Origin of the sequence: Shigella sp. FC1544, from assembly GCF_001722145.1 — a bacterium.
Classification (GTDB): domain Bacteria; phylum Pseudomonadota; class Gammaproteobacteria; order Enterobacterales; family Enterobacteriaceae; genus Escherichia; species Escherichia coli.
This window is the reverse complement of sequence record NZ_MECT01000572.1, coordinates 1-17108: the sequence shown is the minus strand read 5'-3', so window position 1 is coordinate 17108 and position 17108 is coordinate 1. Positions and strand designations below refer to the sequence as shown.

General features: G+C 55.0%; 15 protein-coding genes and 3 pseudogenes. 16 read left to right on the top strand and 2 right to left on the bottom strand.

All coding sequences use genetic code 11. The features are described 5' to 3' along the window. Positions 1-184: 184 nt before the first annotated feature. Both BGK49_RS22625 and tal read right to left on the bottom strand, forming a co-directional pair. Positions 185-1281: pseudogene (locus BGK49_RS22625) on the bottom strand (transketolase family protein); the annotation flags it as partial. Between the two features lie 19 nt (positions 1282-1300). Further along, a complete protein-coding gene (tal, locus tag BGK49_RS22620; RefSeq protein ID WP_001003718.1) occupies positions 1301-2251 on the bottom strand; it encodes a transaldolase in 951 nt (316 codons plus the stop codon). 288 nt (positions 2252-2539) lie between these two features. Here tal and maeB point away from each other — a divergent pair, with 288 nt between their 5' ends. The 16 genes and pseudogenes from maeB to BGK49_RS28545 all read left to right on the top strand — a co-directional run. After that, positions 2540-4804, top strand: coding sequence for an NADP-dependent oxaloacetate-decarboxylating malate dehydrogenase (gene maeB, locus BGK49_RS22615; protein WP_000342641.1), 2265 nt, complete (start codon positions 2540-2542; stop codon positions 4802-4804). Positions 4805-5112: 308 nt separating this feature from the next. Beyond that, positions 5113-5448, top strand: coding sequence for an ethanolamine utilization microcompartment protein EutS (gene eutS, locus BGK49_RS22610; protein WP_000356956.1), 336 nt, complete (start codon positions 5113-5115; stop codon positions 5446-5448). 12 nt (positions 5449-5460) lie between these two features. Next, on the top strand, positions 5461-5940 hold the full coding sequence (gene eutP / locus BGK49_RS22605) for an ethanolamine utilization acetate kinase EutP (RefSeq protein WP_000820764.1): 480 nt from the start codon (positions 5461-5463) through the stop codon (positions 5938-5940). Beyond that, on the top strand, positions 5915-6616 hold the full coding sequence (eutQ, locus tag BGK49_RS22600) for an ethanolamine utilization acetate kinase EutQ (protein ID WP_000733905.1): 702 nt from the start codon (positions 5915-5917) through the stop codon (positions 6614-6616). Before eutP ends, eutQ begins: the two co-directional genes overlap by 26 nt. Then, positions 6613-7422 (top strand): ethanolamine utilization cob(I)yrinic acid a,c-diamide adenosyltransferase EutT, encoded by an 810-nt coding sequence (gene eutT / locus BGK49_RS22595; protein WP_000651287.1) that lies wholly within the window; start codon positions 6613-6615, stop codon positions 7420-7422. Before eutQ ends, eutT begins: the two co-directional genes overlap by 4 nt. Further along, positions 7412-8428, top strand: coding sequence for a phosphate acetyltransferase (pta, locus tag BGK49_RS22590; protein ID WP_000582965.1), 1017 nt, complete (start codon positions 7412-7414; stop codon positions 8426-8428). Before eutT ends, pta begins: the two co-directional genes overlap by 11 nt. Before the next feature lie 38 nt (positions 8429-8466). Then, complete coding sequence (gene eutM, locus BGK49_RS22585; RefSeq protein WP_000387713.1) at positions 8467-8760, top strand: ethanolamine utilization microcompartment protein EutM; 294 nt, start codon at positions 8467-8469, stop codon at positions 8758-8760. A gap of 106 nt (positions 8761-8866) precedes the next feature. Beyond that, on the top strand, positions 8867-9154 hold the full coding sequence (gene eutN, locus BGK49_RS22580; protein WP_000762196.1) for an ethanolamine utilization microcompartment protein EutN: 288 nt from the start codon (positions 8867-8869) through the stop codon (positions 9152-9154). Between the two features lie 11 nt (positions 9155-9165). Next, positions 9166-10569, top strand: coding sequence for an aldehyde dehydrogenase family protein (locus BGK49_RS22575; RefSeq protein ID WP_001075688.1), 1404 nt, complete (start codon positions 9166-9168; stop codon positions 10567-10569). 10 nt (positions 10570-10579) lie between these two features. Beyond that, positions 10580-11416, top strand: coding sequence for an ethanolamine utilization protein EutJ (eutJ, locus tag BGK49_RS22570; protein WP_000929689.1), 837 nt, complete (start codon positions 10580-10582; stop codon positions 11414-11416). After that, on the top strand, positions 11406-12593 hold the full coding sequence (gene eutG / locus BGK49_RS22565; protein WP_005043439.1) for an ethanolamine utilization ethanol dehydrogenase EutG: 1188 nt from the start codon (positions 11406-11408) through the stop codon (positions 12591-12593). The genes eutJ and eutG overlap by 11 nt, the downstream gene beginning before the upstream one ends. 216 nt (positions 12594-12809) lie before the next feature. Beyond that, positions 12810-14036 carry an ethanolamine utilization protein EutH gene (gene eutH / locus BGK49_RS22560; protein WP_000512376.1) on the top strand — a complete coding sequence of 409 codons (1227 nt, stop codon included), beginning with the start codon at positions 12810-12812 and terminating at the stop codon, positions 14034-14036. Continuing rightward, positions 14033-15435: pseudogene (eutA, locus tag BGK49_RS22555) on the top strand (ethanolamine ammonia-lyase reactivating factor EutA). The gene eutH and the pseudogene eutA overlap by 4 nt, the downstream one beginning before the upstream one ends. Before the next feature lie 11 nt (positions 15436-15446). Further along, positions 15447-16808 (top strand): ethanolamine ammonia-lyase subunit alpha, encoded by a 1362-nt coding sequence (gene eutB / locus BGK49_RS22550; RefSeq protein WP_000769961.1) that lies wholly within the window; start codon positions 15447-15449, stop codon positions 16806-16808. Positions 16809-16828: 20 nt separating this feature from the next. Beyond that, positions 16829-16897 (top strand): annotated as a pseudogene (locus BGK49_RS31800) (ethanolamine ammonia-lyase); the annotation flags it as partial. Between the two features lie 46 nt (positions 16898-16943). Further along, positions 16944-17108 (top strand): IS1 family transposase (locus tag BGK49_RS28545; RefSeq protein ID WP_047664789.1); only part of this gene is annotated, 165 nt, incomplete at its 3' end.

The window sequence follows — 17108 nt, the reverse complement described above, 5'->3', positions numbered from 1 at the left end:
AAAGCTGATTCGCGACGTAAGAAAGTGGCAGGCTCATATGACGGACCTCTGTAATGCGGTATCCAACCCGCGAATATCAGCGTGATTCACCGTCGGATTTACTGCTACGTCGCCCTCAGGGAATTAAACCTAAAAAGAAAATCGTCAAAATTAGAGATTCCGGTTTGACACGGAAAGTCATATCAGCGTTAAGCGTATTTTGCGAAGCCTTACGGGTAGCGATTTTCGCCGGATTTGCCTGTAACTCATTGATATATTTCTGAGTCGTTTTCTCCCAGTCCTTCGGTAAACCACCGCTCATCCGTCGGGTAAACTCTTCTGCCAGTTGCGGATGAGCCTTTTTATAGGCGGCAAACTTCTCATTCCAGCTCTGCTGCGCTTTTTCGCCTTTTTCACGGGCATCCCAGGCGTGATAAATCTCTTTAGGGATCTCAAATGGCGGATGGTGCCAGCCCAGTTTTTGCCGTGCCAGCGCCACTTCTTCTTCCCCCAGTGGTGCGCCGTGCGCCTCTTCCTTACCTGCTTTATTCGGCGAACCAAAGCCAATCACCGTACGGCAGATAATCAGCGACGGCTTATCTTTCACGCTTTGCGCTTCAAGGATCGCTTCCTTCACCGCCTGCGGATCGTGACCGTCGATTTCATGGATCACATGCCAGTGATAGGCTTCAAAACGTTTTGCCGTATCGTCGGTAAACCAGCCTTCGGTTTCTCCATCAATCGAAATACCGTTGTGATCGTAAAAACCAATCAGCTTGCCCAGTCCTAGCGTGCCCGCCAGCGAACAGACTTCGTGGGAAATACCTTCCATCAGGCAGCCGTCGCCCATAAACACATAGGTGAAGTGATCGACAATTTCATGATCCGGCTGATTAAACTGCGCCGCCAGTGTACGCTCTGCTATCGCCAGTCCGACGGCGTTCGCCAAACCTTGTCCAAGTGGACCGGTGGTGGTTTCAACACCGGGCGTATAACCAATCTCCGGGTGGCCTGGGGTTTTCGAATGCAACTGACGGAAGTTCTTCAGCTCTTCCAGCGGCAGGTCGTAACCGGTCAGATGCAGCAAACTGTAGAGCAGCATCGACGCGTGACCGTTGGAAAGAATAAAGCGGTCGCGATCATACCAGGTTGGGTCGGTAGGGTTATGTTTAAGAAAATCGTTCCACAGCACTTCGGCAATATCAGCCATGCCCATCGCGCGCCGGGATGACCAGAGTTGGCTTTTTGTACCGCATCCATACTGAGTGCGCGAATCGCATTGGCAAGGTCTTTTCGGGACATATAACACTCCGTGGCTGGTTTATAGTTTGGCGGCAAGAAGATCTTCCAGTTTGCGTTGATCAACGGCGAACAGACGAATGCCTTCAGACAGTTTTTCTACCGCCATCGCATCCTGATTGTGCTCCCAACGGAACTCCGCTTCGCTCATGGGAGCTGGGCGTGGGAACGTCTGAGAAGGTGGGATTAATTTACGTACCACTGGCGAAACTTTTTCCTGCAGCTCCTTCAGCAAATTCGGTGCGATAGTCAGTCGATCGCAGCCGGTTAAGGCGAGGATTTGTTCGGTGCGACGGAAGCTCGCGCCCATCACAATGGTTTCATAGTGGTGTTGCTTATAGTAGTCGTAGATATTGCGCACCGATTTAACGCCCGGATCTTCTTCCACCACATACGGGTCCATCGGCTTGCGTGCCTGATACCAGTCATAAATACGCCCGACAAACGGCGAAATCAGAAAAACGCCTGCTTCCGCACAGGCCCGCGCCTGGGCAAAAGAAAACAGCAGCGTCAGGTTGCAGTTAATACCTTCTTTTTCCAGCTCTTCTGCCGCGCTAATTCCTTCCCAGGTCGAAGCCAGTTTGATCAGAATGCGTGATTTCTCAACGCCTTGTTGCTGATACAAGTCCACCAGATGGCGCGCCTTCTCAATACTCTTTTCTTTATCAAAAGAGAGGCGTGCATCAACTTCTGTTGACACGCGACCGGGTACGATTTTGAGAATTTCAGCACCGAAATTAACCGCCAGTTTGTCACACGCTGCGACCACCTGTTGTTCCTGGGTCTTGCCATTTTTTTTACCCCAGGCGATAGCATCGTCTATTAAATGCTCATATTGTGATAATCCGGCAGCCTTGAGCAACAGCGAAGGATTGGTGGTGGCATCCTGGGGATGATAATGGCGAATGGACTCAATATCGCCGCTGTCTGCCACGACAGTGGTGAACTGTTTGATGCCGTCTAACTCGTTCATAGGAAATACTCCTTGAAAAGTAAAGTGTTAGATGAGTGCGTTAATTCACACTTCTGAGAAATTTCGCTAAACGCATCAAAAAAGCATAGCAGACAGGCATGGTATTGCTGGATTAAGCAGGTAACATCAGTGTTATAGGATTATTACCAAAACATTATATTAATGGTGAGAGTTTGGACTTGCTCAAAGTCTGTAGACTCCGGCGGGGTAATAATGTGCGCCACGTTGTGGGCAGGGGCTGTTGCCCACACACTTTATTTGTGAACGTTACGTGAAAGGAACAACCAAATGGATGACCAGTTAAAACAAAGTGCACTTGATTTCCATGAATTTCCAGTTCCAGGGAAAATCCAGGTTTCTCCAACCAAGCCTCTGGCAACGCAGCGCGATCTGGCGCTGGCCTACTCACCAGGCGTTGCCGCACCTTGTCTTGAAATCGAAAAAGACCCGTTAAAAGCCTACAAATATACCGCGCGCGGTAACCTGGTGGCGGTGATCTCTAACGGTACGGCGGTGCTGGGGTTAGGCAACATTGGCGCGCTGGCTGGCAAACCGGTGATGGAAGGCAAGGGCGTTCTGTTTAAGAAATTCGCCGGGATTGATGTATTTGACATTGAAGTTGATGAACTCGACCCGGACAAATTTATTGAAGTTGTCGCTGCGCTCGAACCGACCTTCGGCGGAATCAACCTCGAAGACATTAAAGCGCCAGAATGTTTCTATATTGAACAGAAACTGCGCGAGCGGATGAATATTCCGGTATTCCACGACGATCAGCACGGCACGGCAATCATCAGCACTGCCGCCATCCTCAACGGCTTGCGCGTGGTGGAGAAAAACATCTCCGACGTGCGGATGGTGGTTTCCGGCGCGGGTGCCGCAGCAATCGCCTGTATGAACCTGCTGGTAGCGCTGGGTCTGCAAAAACATAACATCGTGGTTTGCGATTCAAAAGGCGTTATCTATCAGGGCCGTGAGCCAAACATGGCGGAAACCAAAGCCGCATATGCGGTGGTGGATGACGGCAAACGTACCCTCGATGATGTGATTGAAGGCGCGGATATTTTCCTCGGATGTTCCGGCCCGAAAGTGCTGACCCAGGAAATGGTGAAGAAAATGGCTCGTGCGCCAATGATCCTGGCGCTGGCGAACCCGGAACCGGAAATTCTGCCGCCGCTGGCGAAAGAAGTGCGTCCGGATGCCATCATTTGCACCGGTCGTTCTGACTATCCGAACCAGGTGAACAACGTCCTGTGCTTCCCGTTCATCTTCCGTGGCGCGCTGGACGTTGGCGCAACCGCCATCAACGAAGAGATGAAACTGGCGGCGGTACGTGCGATTGCAGAACTCGCCCATGCGGAACAGAGCGAAGTGGTGGCTTCAGCGTATGGCGATCAGGATCTGAGCTTTGGTCCGGAATACATCATTCCAAAACCGTTTGATCCGCGCTTGATCGTTAAGATCGCTCCTGCGGTCGCTAAAGCCGCGATGGAGTCGGGCGTGGCGACGCGTCCGATTGCTGATTTCGACGTCTACATCGACAAGCTGACTGAGTTCGTTTACAAAACCAACCTGTTTATGAAGCCGATTTTCTCCCAGGCTCGCAAAGCGCCGAAGCGCGTTGTTCTGCCAGAAGGGGAAGAGGCGCGCGTTCTGCATGCCACTCAGGAACTGGTAACGCTGGGACTGGCGAAACCGATCCTTATCGGTCGTCCGAACGTGATCGAAATGCGCATTCAGAAACTGGGCTTGCAGATCAAAGCGGGCGTTGATTTTGAGATCGTCAATAACGAATCCGATCCGCGCTTTAAAGAGTACTGGACCGAATACTTCCAGATCATGAAGCGTCGCGGTGTCACTCAGGAACAGGCGCAGCGGGCGCTGATCAGTAACCCGACAGTGATCGGCGCGATCATGGTTCAGCGTGGGGAAGCCGATGCAATGATCTGCGGTACGGTGGGCGATTATCATGAACATTTTAGCGTGGTGAAAAATGTCTTTGGTTATCGCGATGGCGTTCACACCGCAGGTGCAATGAACGCGCTGCTGCTGCCGAGTGGTAACACCTTTATTGCCGATACCTACGTCAATGACGAACCAGACGCAGAAGAGCTGGCGGAGATCACCTTGATGGCGGCAGAAACTGTCCGTCGTTTTGGTATTGAGCCGCGCGTTGCTCTGTTGTCGCACTCCAACTTTGGTTCTTCTGACTGCCCGTCGTCGAGCAAAATGCGTCAGGCGCTGGAACTGGTCAGGGATCGTGCGCCAGATCTGATGATTGATGGTGAAATGCACGGCGATGCAGCGCTGGTGGAAGCGATTCGCAACGACCGTATGCCGGACAGCCCTTTGAAAGGTTCTGCCAATATTCTGGTGATGCCGAACATGGAAGCTGCCCGCATTAGTTACAACTTACTGCGCGTTTCCAGCTCGGAAGGTGTGACTGTCGGTCCGGTGCTGATGGGCGTGGCGAAACCGGTTCACGTGTTAACGCCGATCGCATCGGTGCGTCGTATCGTCAACATGGTGGCGCTGGCCGTGGTTGAAGCGTAAACCCAACCGCTGTAATTCTTTTTTAACTCTCACGCTTACCCTGAATATTCAGGGTAAGCGGTTTGGCTGCAATATATTAGTAAAGCTTATTACTGAGTTTGCGAATAATAAAAAAAGCAGTCTATATAATATCTCGATATTATTTTATTTATATTCATGCGTTGCATATGAAAGTTTATGCACCACAGCGAATATCTCTCCATTCTTAGTGATCTACCTCACCTTTTAAACGCGCTTGCCGAATTTTGTTAATTTACTCTGACGAAAAATTGTCACGATACACGAAAGTTTTTCACAGGCGGCGACTCATGGATAAAGAACGCATCATTCAGGAATTTGTGCCCGGCAAACAGGTCACACTGGCGCATCTCATCGCGCATCCCGGTGAGGAACTGGCGAAGAAAATCGGCGTTCCGGATGCGGGCGCAATTGGCATTATGACGCTAACTCCCGGCGAAACGGCGATGATCGCCGGTGATTTAGCGCTGAAAGCCGCTGATGTGCATATCGGTTTTCTCGACCGCTTCAGCGGTGCATTGGTGATTTATGGCTCGGTGGGCGCAGTAGAAGAAGCGTTATCACAAACCGTCAGCGGTTTAGGTCGCTTATTAAATTATACGCTTTGTGAAATGACCAAAAGTTAATACGAGGCATTCATGAAACGAATTGCGTTTGTGGGTAGCGTCGGGGCAGGAAAAACAACGTTATTTAATGCGTTGCAGGGGAATTATACCCTCGCCAGAAAAACACAGGCCGTGGAATTTAATGATAAGGGCGATATTGATACGCCGGGTGAATATTTTAGCCATCCCCGCTGGTATCACGCCTTAATTACCACGCTACAGGATGTAGACATGCTGATCTATGTCCATGGCGCAAATGACCCGGAAAGTCGGTTGCCTGCCGGGTTGCTGGATATTGGCGTCAGCAAACGGCAAATCGCCGTCATCAGTAAAACGGACATGCCAGATGCTGACGTCGCCGCAACGCGAAAGTTATTGCTTGAGACGGGTTTCGAAGAGCCGATTTTCGAGCTAAACAGCCACGACCCGCAAAGCGTGCAGCAACTGGTGGATTATCTGGCATCTCTCACCAAACAGGAGGAAGCAGGTGAAAAAACTCATCACAGCGAATGATATTCGTGAAGCACACGCGCGCGGCGAACAGGCAATGTCCGTGGTTCTGCGCGCCAGCATTATTACCCCGGAAGCCCGTGAAGTGGCGGATCTACTGGGTTTTACCATCACCGAATGTGATGAATCGATCCCGGTAACGGCGTCCGTGCCCGCCAGCGTGCCAGCCGACAAAACCGAAAGCCAGCGCATCCGCGAAACCATCATTGCCCAGCTGCCGGAAGGCCAGTTTACCGAAAGCCTGGTCGCACAGCTGATGGAAAAAGTGATGAAGGAAAAACAGTCGCTGGAGCAGGGCGCAATGCAGCCGAGCTTCAAATCGGTGACCGGCAAAGGCGGCATCAAAGTGATTGATGGCAGCAGCGTCAAGTTTGGTCGTTTCGACGGCGCAGAGCCGCATTGCGTGGGCTTGACTGATCTTGTGACCGGAGACGACGGCAGCAGCATGGCCGCCGGTTTTATGCAGTGGGAGAACGCATTCTTCCCGTGGACCCTGAACTACGACGAAATCGACATGGTGCTGGAAGGGGAGCTGCATGTTCGCCACGAAGGCCAAACCATGATCGCCAAAGCAGGCGACGTGATGTTTATCCCGAAAGGCTCCAGCATCGAATTTGGTATGACATCCAGCGTGAAATTCCTGTATGTCGCCTGGCCGGCTAACTGGCAATCCCTATGAAAGATTTCATCACCGAAGCATGGCTAAGAGCGAACCATACGCTCAGCGAAGGCGCAGAGATCCATCTCCCTGCGGACAGTCGCCTGACGCCCTCTGCCCGGGAGTTGCTGGAAAGCCGCCATCTGCGCATCAAGTTTATTGACGAGCAGGGCCGCCTGTTTGTTGACGATGAACAGCAGCAGCCGCAGCCCGTTCATGGGCTGACCAGTAGCGATGAACATCCGCAGGCGTGCTGCGAACTGTGCCGCCAGCCGGTGGCAAAAAAGCCGGATACGCTGACTCACCTGTCGGCGGAAAAAATGGTCGCCAAAAGCGATCCGCGTCTGGGTTTTCGCGCGGTTCTCGACAGCACCATTGCGCTGGCAGTGTGGCTGCAAATTGAACTGGCGGAACCGTGGCAGCCGTGGCTGGCGGATATCCGTTCGCGTCTTGGCAACATTATGTGCGCCGATGCGCTGGGGGAACCGCTGGGCTGCCAGGCGATTGTCGGGCTTTCTGACGAAGATCTGCATCGGCTTTCTCATCAGCCGCTGCGCTATCTCGACCACGATCATCTGGTGCCGGAAGCCAGCCACGGGCGCGATGCTGCGTTGCTCAATCTGCTACGCACCAAAGTGCGGGAAACCGAAACCGTAGCGGCGCAGGTCTTTATCACCCGCAGCTTTGAAGTATTACGCCCGGACATTTTGCAGGCGCTGAACCGCCTTTCCAGCACGGTCTACGTGATGATGATCCTGAGCGTAACGAAGCAGCCGCTAACGGTGAAGCAGATCCAACAACGACTGGGGGAACGCAATGATTATTGAACGTTGTCGTGAACTGGCGTTGCGAGCGCCCGCCAGAGTGGTTTTTCCGGATGCGTTAGACCAACGTGTGCTGAAAGCCGCGCAATATTTACATCAACAAGGTCTGGCAACGCCCATTCTGGTCGCCAATCCGTTTGAACTTCGTCAGTTTGCGCTCAGTCACGGCGTGGCGATGGACGGGCTACAGGTGATTGATCCGCATGGCAACCTCGCAATGCGGGAAGAATTTGCTCATCGCTGGCTGGCCCGCGCGGGCGAAAAAACGCCGCCGGATGCGCTGGAAAAACTTACCGACCCTCTGATGTTCGCCGCAGCAATGGTCAGCGCCGGTAAAGCGGATGTCTGTATCGCGGGCAACCTCTCTTCCACGGCAAATGTGCTGCGTGCCGGATTACGCATTATCGGCTTGCAGCCAGGCTGTAAAACGCTCTCTTTCATTTTCCTGATGTTGCCACAGTACAGCGGCCCGGCGTTGGGCTTTGCCGATTGCAGCGTGGTGCCACAGCCGACGGCGGCGCAGCTGGCGGATATCGCGCTTGCCAGTGCCGAAACCTGGCGCGCCATCACCGGAGAAGAGCCGCGCGTGGCGATGCTGTCGTTTTCCAGCAATGGTAGCGCCCGTCACCCCTGTGTTGCTAACGTCCAGCAGGCGACAGAAATCGTCCGTGAGCGCGCACCAAAGCTGGTGGTGGATGGCGAGTTACAGTTTGACGCCGCCTTCGTGCCGGAAGTGGCGGCGCAAAAAGCGCCTGCCAGCCCGCTACAGGGCAAGGCCAATGTGATGGTTTTTCCGTCGCTGGAAGCCGGAAATATTGGTTACAACATCGCACAACGACTCGGCGGATATCGTGCCGTCGGGCCACTGATACAAGGACTTGCCGTGCCGATGCACGATCTCTCTCGTGGTTGTAGCGTGCAGGAAATTATCGAGCTGGCGCTGGTGGCAGCTGTGCCGCGTCAGACAGAAGTGAACCGCGAAAGCAGTTTACAAACACTGGTTGAATGAACGGTCCCGTTCTGGACCCTGATAAAGAGGAAAGCACAATGGAAGCATTAGGAATGATCGAAACCCGGGGCCTGGTTGCACTGATTGAGGCTTCTGACGCGATGGTGAAAGCTGCGCGCGTCAAGCTGGTTGGTGTTAAGCAGATTGGCGGCGGCCTGTGTACTGCCATGGTTCGTGGTGATGTTGCAGCCTGTAAAGCCGCGACCGATGCAGGTGCCGCAGCGGCACAGCGTATCGGCGAGCTGGTATCTGTACACGTTATCCCGCGTCCGCACGGCGACCTGGAAGAAGTCTTCCCGATCGGCCTGAAAGGCGATAGCAGCAACCTGTAATCACCCTGTGTGACGTCGATTCGGGCGTCACGCTCTCTCCTTTTTCATTTTACCTTCTGCGGAGGGTAGGGGGAGCTTTTACCTGAAATACGCCACGGAGGCGGGTATGAAACTGGCAGTCGTCACTGGACAAATTGTTTGTACCGTACGCCATCACGGACTGGCGCATGACAAATTGCTGATGGTGGAAATGATTGATCCACAAGGTAATCCTGACGGGCAATGCGCCGTCGCCATCGACAATATTGGCGCGGGAACCGGGGAGTGGGTGTTACTGGTGAGTGGCAGTTCCGCCCGCCAGGCGCATAAAAGCGAAACGTCACCGGTCGATCTGTGCGTGATTGGCATTGTCGATGAGGTGGTGTCTGGCGGTCAGGTAATTTTCCACAAATAAGGCAGAACATCATGAATCAACAGGATATTGAACAGGTGGTGAAAGCGGTACTGCTGAAAATGCAAAGCAGTGACACGCCGCCCGCCGCCGTTCATGAGATGGGCGTTTTCGCGTCCCTGGATGACGCCGTTGCGGCAGCCAAAGTCGCCCAGCAAGGGTTAAAAAGCGTGGCAATGCGCCAGTTAGCCATTGCTGCCATTCGTGAGGCAGGCGAAAAACACGCCAGAGATTTAGCGGAACTTGCCGTCAGTGAAACCGGCATGGGCCGCGTTGAAGATAAATTTGCCAAAAACGTCGCTCAGGCGCGCGGCACGCCAGGCGTTGAGTGTCTCTCTCCGCAGGTGCTGACCGGCGACAACGGCCTGACTTTAATTGAAAACGCGCCCTGGGGCGTGGTGGCTTCGGTAACTCCGTCCACTAACCCGGCGGCAACCGTAATTAATAACGCCATCAGCCTGATTGCCGCGGGCAACAGCGTCATTTTTGCCCCGCATCCGGCGGCGAAAAAAGTCTCCCAGCGGGCGATCACGCTGCTCAACCAGGCGATTGTTGCCGCAGGCGGGCCGGAAAACTTACTGGTTACTGTGGCAAATCCGGATATCGAAACCGCGCAGCGTTTGTTCAAGTTTCCGGGCATCGGCCTTCTGGTGGTGACCGGCGGCGAAGCGGTAGTAGAAGCGGCGCGTAAACACACCAATAAACGTCTGATTGCCGCAGGCGCTGGCAACCCGCCGGTAGTGGTGGATGAAACCGCCGACCTCGCCCGTGCCGCTCAGTCCATCGTCAAAGGCGCTTCTTTCGATAACAACATCATTTGTGCCGACGAAAAGGTACTGATTGTTGTTGATAGCGTAGCCGATGAACTGATGCGTCTGATGGAAGGCCAGCACGCGGTGAAACTGACCGCAGAACAGGCGCAGCAGCTGCAACCGGTGTTGCTGAAAAATATCGACGAGCGCGGAAAAGGCACCGTCAGCCGTGACTGGGTTGGTCGCGATGCGGCGAAAATCGCGGCGGCAATCGGCCTGAACGTGCCGCAAGAAATGCGTTTGCTGTTTGTGGAAACCACTGCAGAACATCCGTTTGCCGTGATCGAACTGATGATGACGGTGCTGCCCGTCGTGCGCGTCGCCAACGTGGCGGATGCCATTGCGCTGGCGGTGAAACTGGAAGGCGGTTGCCACCACACGGCGGCAATGCACTCGCGCAACATCGAAAACATGAACCAGATGGCGAATGCTATTGATACCAGCATTTTCGTTAAGAACGGACCGTGCATTGCCGGGCTGGGGCTGGGCGGGGAAGGCTGGACCACCATGACCATCACCACGCCAACCGGTGAAGGGGTAACCAGCGCGCGTACGTTTGTCCGTCTGCGTCGCTGTGTATTAGTCGATGCGTTTCGCATTGTTTAAGGAGTAACAGATGGCGCACGACGAACAATGGCTCACCCCACGTCTGCAAACGGCGGCAATGCTGTGTAACCAGACGCCCGCCGCGACGGAATCTCCGCTGTGGCTGGGGGTGGATCTGGGCACCTGCGATGTGGTGTCGATGGTTGTCGACCGCGACGGTCAGCCGGTGGCGGTATGCCTCGACTGGGCCGATGTGGTCCGCGACGGCATCGTCTGGGATTTCTTCGGCGCTGTCACCAGCGTTCGTCGCCATCTCGACACGCTCGAGCAGCAATTCGGTCGCCGTTTTAGCCATGCGGCGACTTCATTTCCTCCAGGTACGGACCCGCGTATTTCCATCAACGTGCTGGAGTCTGCTGGACTGGAAGTGAGCCATGTGCTGGATGAGCCAACCGCAGTTGCGGATCTGCTGCAACTGGACAACGTCGGTGTAGTGGATATCGGCGGCGGCACTACCGGCATTGCCATCGTGAAAAAGGGCAAGGTGACGTACTCGGCGGATGAAGCAACCGGCGGACATCACATCTCTCTGACTCTCGCCGGAAATCGCCGTATTTCGCTGGAAGAGGCGGAGCAGTACAAGCGCGGTCACGGTGAAGAGATTTGGCCTACGGTGAAACCGGTGTACGAAAAAATGGCGGACATTGTCGCCCGGCATATTGAAGGGCAGGGCATTACTGATTTATGGCTGGCGGGCGGCTCTTGTATGCAACCGGGCGTGGCGGAACTGTTTCGCAAACAATTCCCGGCGTTACAGGTGCATTTACCGCAGCACAGTTTGTTTATGACCCCGCTGGCGATCGCCAGTAGTGGGCGAGAGAAAGCGGAGGGGCTATATGCAAAATGAATTGCAGACCGCGCTCTTTCAGGCGTTCGATACCCTGAATCTGCAACGGGTAAAAACATTTAGCGTTCCACCGGTGACGCTTTGCGGTCCGGGCTCGGTGAGCAGTTGCGGACAGCAAGCGCAAACGCGTGGGCTGAAACATCTGTTCGTGATGGCAGACAGCTTTTTGCATCAGGCAGGGATGACCGCCGGGCTGACGCGCAGCCTGGCTGTTAAAGGCATCGCCATGACGCTCTGGCCATGTCCGGTGGGCGAACCGTGCATCACCGACGTGTGTGCAGCCGTGGCGCAGTTGCGTGAGTCAGGCTGTGATGGGGGGATCGCATTTGGCGGCGGCTCGGTGCTGGATGCGGCGAAAGCCGTGGCGTTGCTGGTGACGAACCCGGATAGCACGCTGGCAGAGATGTCAGAAACCAGCGTTCTGCAACCGCGCTTGCCGCTGATTGCCATTCCAACGATCGCCGGAACCGGCTCTGAAACCACCAATGTAACGGTGATTATCGACGCGGTGAGCGGGCGCAAGCAGGTGTTAGCCCATGCCTCGCTGATGCCGGATGTGGCGATCCTCGACGCCGCATTGACCGAAGGTGTGCCGTCGCATGTCACGGCGATGACCGGCATTGATGCGTTAACCCATGCCATTGAAGCATACAGCGCCCTGAACGCTACACCGCTTACCGACAGCCTGGCGATTGGCGCTATTGCGATGATTGGCAAATCGCTGCCGAAAGCGGTGGGCTACGGTCACGACCTTGCCGCGCGCGAGAGCATGTTGCTGGCTTCATGTATGGCGGGAATGGCGTTTTCCAGTGCGGGTCTTGGGTTGTGCCACGCGATGGCGCATCAGCTGGGCGCGGCGCTGCATATTCCACACGGTCTGGCGAACGCCATGTTGCTGCCAACGGTGATGGAATTTAACCGGATGGTTTGTCGTGAACGCTTTAGTCAGATTGGTCGGGCACTGCGAACTAAAAAATCCGACGATCGTGACGCTATTAACGCGGTAAGTGAGCTGATTGCGGAAGTTGGGATTGGTAAACGACTGGGCGATGTTGGTGCGACATCTGCGCATTACGGCGCATGGGCGCAGGCCGCGCTGGAAGATATTTGTCTGCGCAGTAACCCGCGTACCGCCAGCCTGGAGCAGATTGTCGGCCTGTACGCAGCGGCGCAATAAATGCCGGATGCGACGCTTGCCGCGTCTTATCGAGCCTACGGGATTGCACATGTAGGGCGGATAAGGCGTTCACGCCGCATCCGCCAGTGGCGCGGTGCAATTGCCGGATGCGACGCTTGCCGCGTCTGATCCGGCCTTCGGGATTGCACATGTAGGGCGGATAAGGCGTTTACGCCGCATCCGCCAATAAATAACAACTAACAGGGAGTAAAGGCGATGGGAATTAACGAAATCATCATGTACATCATGATGTTCTTTATGCTGATAGCTGCCGTAGACAGGATCCTGTCGCAGTTCGGCGGTTCTGCTCGTTTCCTCGGTAAGTTCGGTAAAAGTATCGAAGGATCAGGCGGTCAGTTCGAAGAAGGCTTTATGGCAATGGGCGCTCTGGGTCTGGCGATGGTCGGTATGACCGCGCTGGCACCGGTACTGGCTCACGTACTCGGGCCGGTAATTATCCCGGTTTACGAAATGCTCGGCGCAAACCCGTCAATGTTCGCCGGAACGCTGCTGGCGTGCGATATGGGCGGCTTCTTCCTCGCCAAAGAGCTGGCGGGCGGCGACGTAGCAGCGTGGCTATACTCTGGGTTAATTCTTGGGTCGATGATGGGGCCAACGATTGTGTTTTCCATTCCGGTGGCGCTCGGCATTATCGAACCTTCTGACCGTCGTTATCTGGCGCTCGGCGTGCTGGCGGGCATTGTGACCATTCCGATTGGCTGTATTGCTGGTGGTCTGGTTGCTATGTACTCCGGTGTGCAGATCAACGGTCAGCCGGTGGAATTCACTTTCGCCCTGATCCTGATGAACATGATCCCGGTGATCATTGTTGCGATTCTGGTGGCGCTGGGGCTGAAATTCATCCCGGAAAAAATGATCAACGGCTTCCAGATCTTCGCCAAATTCCTCGTTGCATTGATCACCCTCGGTCTTGCCGCTGCGGTAGTGAAATTCCTGCTTGGCTGGGAACTGATCCCCGGTCTGGATCCTATCTTTATGGCCCCTGGCGATAAACCCGGTGAGGTGATGCGCGCCATTGAAGTTATCGGTTCTATCTCCTGCGTTCTGTTAGGGGCGTATCCGATGGTGCTGCTGCTGACTCGCTGGTTTGAAAAAACGCTGATGAGCGTCGGTAAAGTGCTGAATATGAACAACATCGCGGCAGCCGGCATGGTGGCAACGCTTGCCAACAACATCCCGATGTTCGGCATGATGAAGCAGATGGATACCCGCGGCAAAGTCATCAACTGCGCCTTCGCCGTTTCTGCTGCTTTCGCCCTGGGCGACCACTTAGGGTTCGCCGCTGCCAACATGAATGCCATGATCTTCCCGATGATTGTCGGCAAGTTGATCGGCGGCGTAACGGCGATTGGCGTGGCGATGATGCTGGTGCCAAAAGATGACGCGACCGCAGCTAAAACCGAAGCGGAGGCACAATCGTGAACACTCGCCAGCTACTGAGCGTCGGTATCGATATCGGCACCACCACCACCCAGGTGATTTTCTCCCACCTGGAGCTGGTTAACCGTGCGGCGGTGTCGCAGGTGCCGCGCTACGAATTCATCAAACGCGAAATTAGCTGGCAAAGCCCGGTGTTCTTTACCCCTGTCGATAAACAGGGTGGTTTAGAAGAAGCGGAACTGAAGTCGCTGATTTTAGAGCAATATCAGGCTGCGGGCATTGCGCCGGAAAGCGTTGATTCTGGTGCCATCATCATCACCGGTGAAAGCGCGAAAACCCGCAATGCTCGCCCGGCGGTGATGGCGCTCTCTCAGTCGCTGGGCGATTTTGTCGTCGCCAGCGCCGGGTCGCACCTCGAATCCGTGATCGCCGGTCACGGTGCCGGGGCGCAAACCCTTTCTGAACAACGGCTGTGTCGGGTACTGAATATCGACATCGGCGGTGGCACCGCGAACTACGCCCTGTTCGATGCCGGAAAAATCAGCGGCACTGCCTGCCTCAACGTCGGTGGTCGCCTGCTGGAAACCGACAGCCAGGGGCGCGTGGTTTACGCTCATAAACCGGGGCAGATGATTGTGGATGAGTGCTTCGGTGCAGGCACTGACGTCCGTTCGCTGACCGGCGCGCAGCTGGTGCAGGTTACCCGGCGGATGGCAGAACTGATTGTCGAAGTGATTGACGGAACGCTTTCGCCGCTCGCGCAGGCATTAATGCAAACCGGTTTGTGCCCGCAGGTGTTACGCCCGAAATCATTACGCTTTCTGGCGGCGTGGGCGAATGTTATCGCCACCAGCCCGCCGATCCGTTCTGTTTTGCCGATATTGGCCCGCTGCTGGCAACGGCGCTGCATGACCATCCGCGCCTGCGTGAGATGAATGTGCAGTTTCCGGCGCAAACCGTACGCGCCACGGTGATTGGCGCGGGCGCACATACCCTTTCGCTCTCTGGCAGCACTATCTGGCTGGAGGGCGTACAACTGCCGCTGCGCAATTTGCCGGTGGCGATCCCAATTGATGAAACGGATCTGGTGAGTGCCTGGCAACAGGCGCTGCTTCAGCTGGATCTTGATCCCAAAACTGACGCGTACGTGCTGGCGCTTCCCGCCTCGCTGCCTGTGCGTTACGCCGCGGTACTGACGGTCATCAACGCGCTGGTCGATTTCGTCGCGCGTTTTCCGAATCCGCATCCCCTGCTGGTGGTGGCCGGGCAGGACTTTGGTAAAGCTCTGGGCATGTTGTTGCGCCCACAGCTACAACAACTCCCGTTGGCAGTCATTGACGAAGTGATTGTCCGCGCGGGGGACTATATCGACATTGGTACGCCTCTTTTTGGCGGATCGGTTGTGCCAGTGACGGTGAAATCACTCGCATTTCCTTCCTGAGGGAACGACTTATGAAACTAAAGACCACATTGTTCGGCAATGTATATCAGTTTAAGGATGTAAAAGAGGTGCTGGCTAAAGCCAACGAACTGCGTTCGGGGGATGTGCTGGCAGGCGTTGCAGCGGCAAGTTCACAGGAGCGCGTGGCGGCAAAGCAGGTGTTGTCGGAAATGACCGTAGCGGACATCCGCAATAATCCGGTGATTGCCTATGAAGATGACTGCGTGACGCGGCTGATTCAGGACGATGTTAACGAAACGGCCTACAACCAGATTAAAAACTGGAGCATCAGCGAACTGCGTGAGTATGTGCTGAGCGATGAAACTAGCGTGGACGACATTGCCTTTACCCGCAAAGGGCTGACCTCGGAAGTGGTCGCGGCGGTAGCGAAGATTTGCTCCAACGCGGACCTGATCTACGGCGCGAAGAAAATGCCGGTAATCAAAAAGGCCAATACCACCATCGGTATTCCGGGCACCTTCAGCGCCCGTTTGCAGCCAAATGACACTCGTGACGACGTGCAAAGTATCGCCGCGCAAATCTACGAAGGGCTTTCCTTCGGGGTGGGCGATGCGGTGATCGGCGTCAACCCGGTAACTGACGACGTGGAAAACTTAAGCCGCGTGCTGGATACCATTTATGGCGTGATCGACAAATTCAACATCCCAACTCAGGGCTGCGTACTGGCGCACGTCACCACCCAGATCGAAGCGATTCGTCGCGGCGCGCCTGGCGGACTGATTTTCCAGAGTATCTGTGGCAGCGAAAAAGGGCTGAAAGAGTTTGGCGTGGAACTGGCGATGCTCGACGAAGCGCGCGCAGTGGGTGCAGAGTTCAACCGTATCGCCGGGGAAAACTGCCTCTACTTCGAAACCGGACAAGGCTCTGCGCTATCCGCTGGCGCTAACTTCGGCGCTGACCAGGTGACGATGGAAGCACGTAACTATGGGCTGGCGCGTCATTACGATCCGTTTATCGTCAACACCGTGGTCGGCTTTATTGGGCCGGAGTATCTCTACAACGACCGCCAGATTATCCGTGCTGGCTTAGAAGATCACTTTATGGGCAAGCTGAGCGGCATCTCTATGGGCTGTGACTGCTGCTACACCAACCACGCTGACGCTGACCAGAACCTCAACGAAAACCTGATGATCCTGCTCGCCACCGCAGGCTGCAACTACATCATGGGGATGCCGCTGGGTGATGACATCATGCTCAACTACCAGACCACCGCATTCCACGATACCGCCACTGTGCGTCAGTTACTCAACCTGCGCCCGTCACCAGAGTTTGAACGCTGGCTGGAAAGCATGGGCATTATGGCAAACGGTCGCCTGACCAAACGGGCGGGCGATCCGTCACTGTTCTTCTGATGACGCGGAGATAACACATCATGGATCAAAAACAGATTGAAGAAATTGTACGCAGCGTGATGGCGTCAATGGGACAAACGGGTAATGCTGCCAACTTACTGATTTAGTGTATGATGGTGATTTTAAGGTGCTTGCGTGGCTTCCATTTCCATCAGATGTCCTTCCTGCTCCGCTACTGAAGGCGTGGTGCGTAACGGCAAAAGCACTGCCGGACATCAGCGCTATCTCTGCTCTCATTGCCGTAAAACATGGCAACTACAGTTCACTTACACCGCCTCTCAGCCCGGTACGCACCAGAAA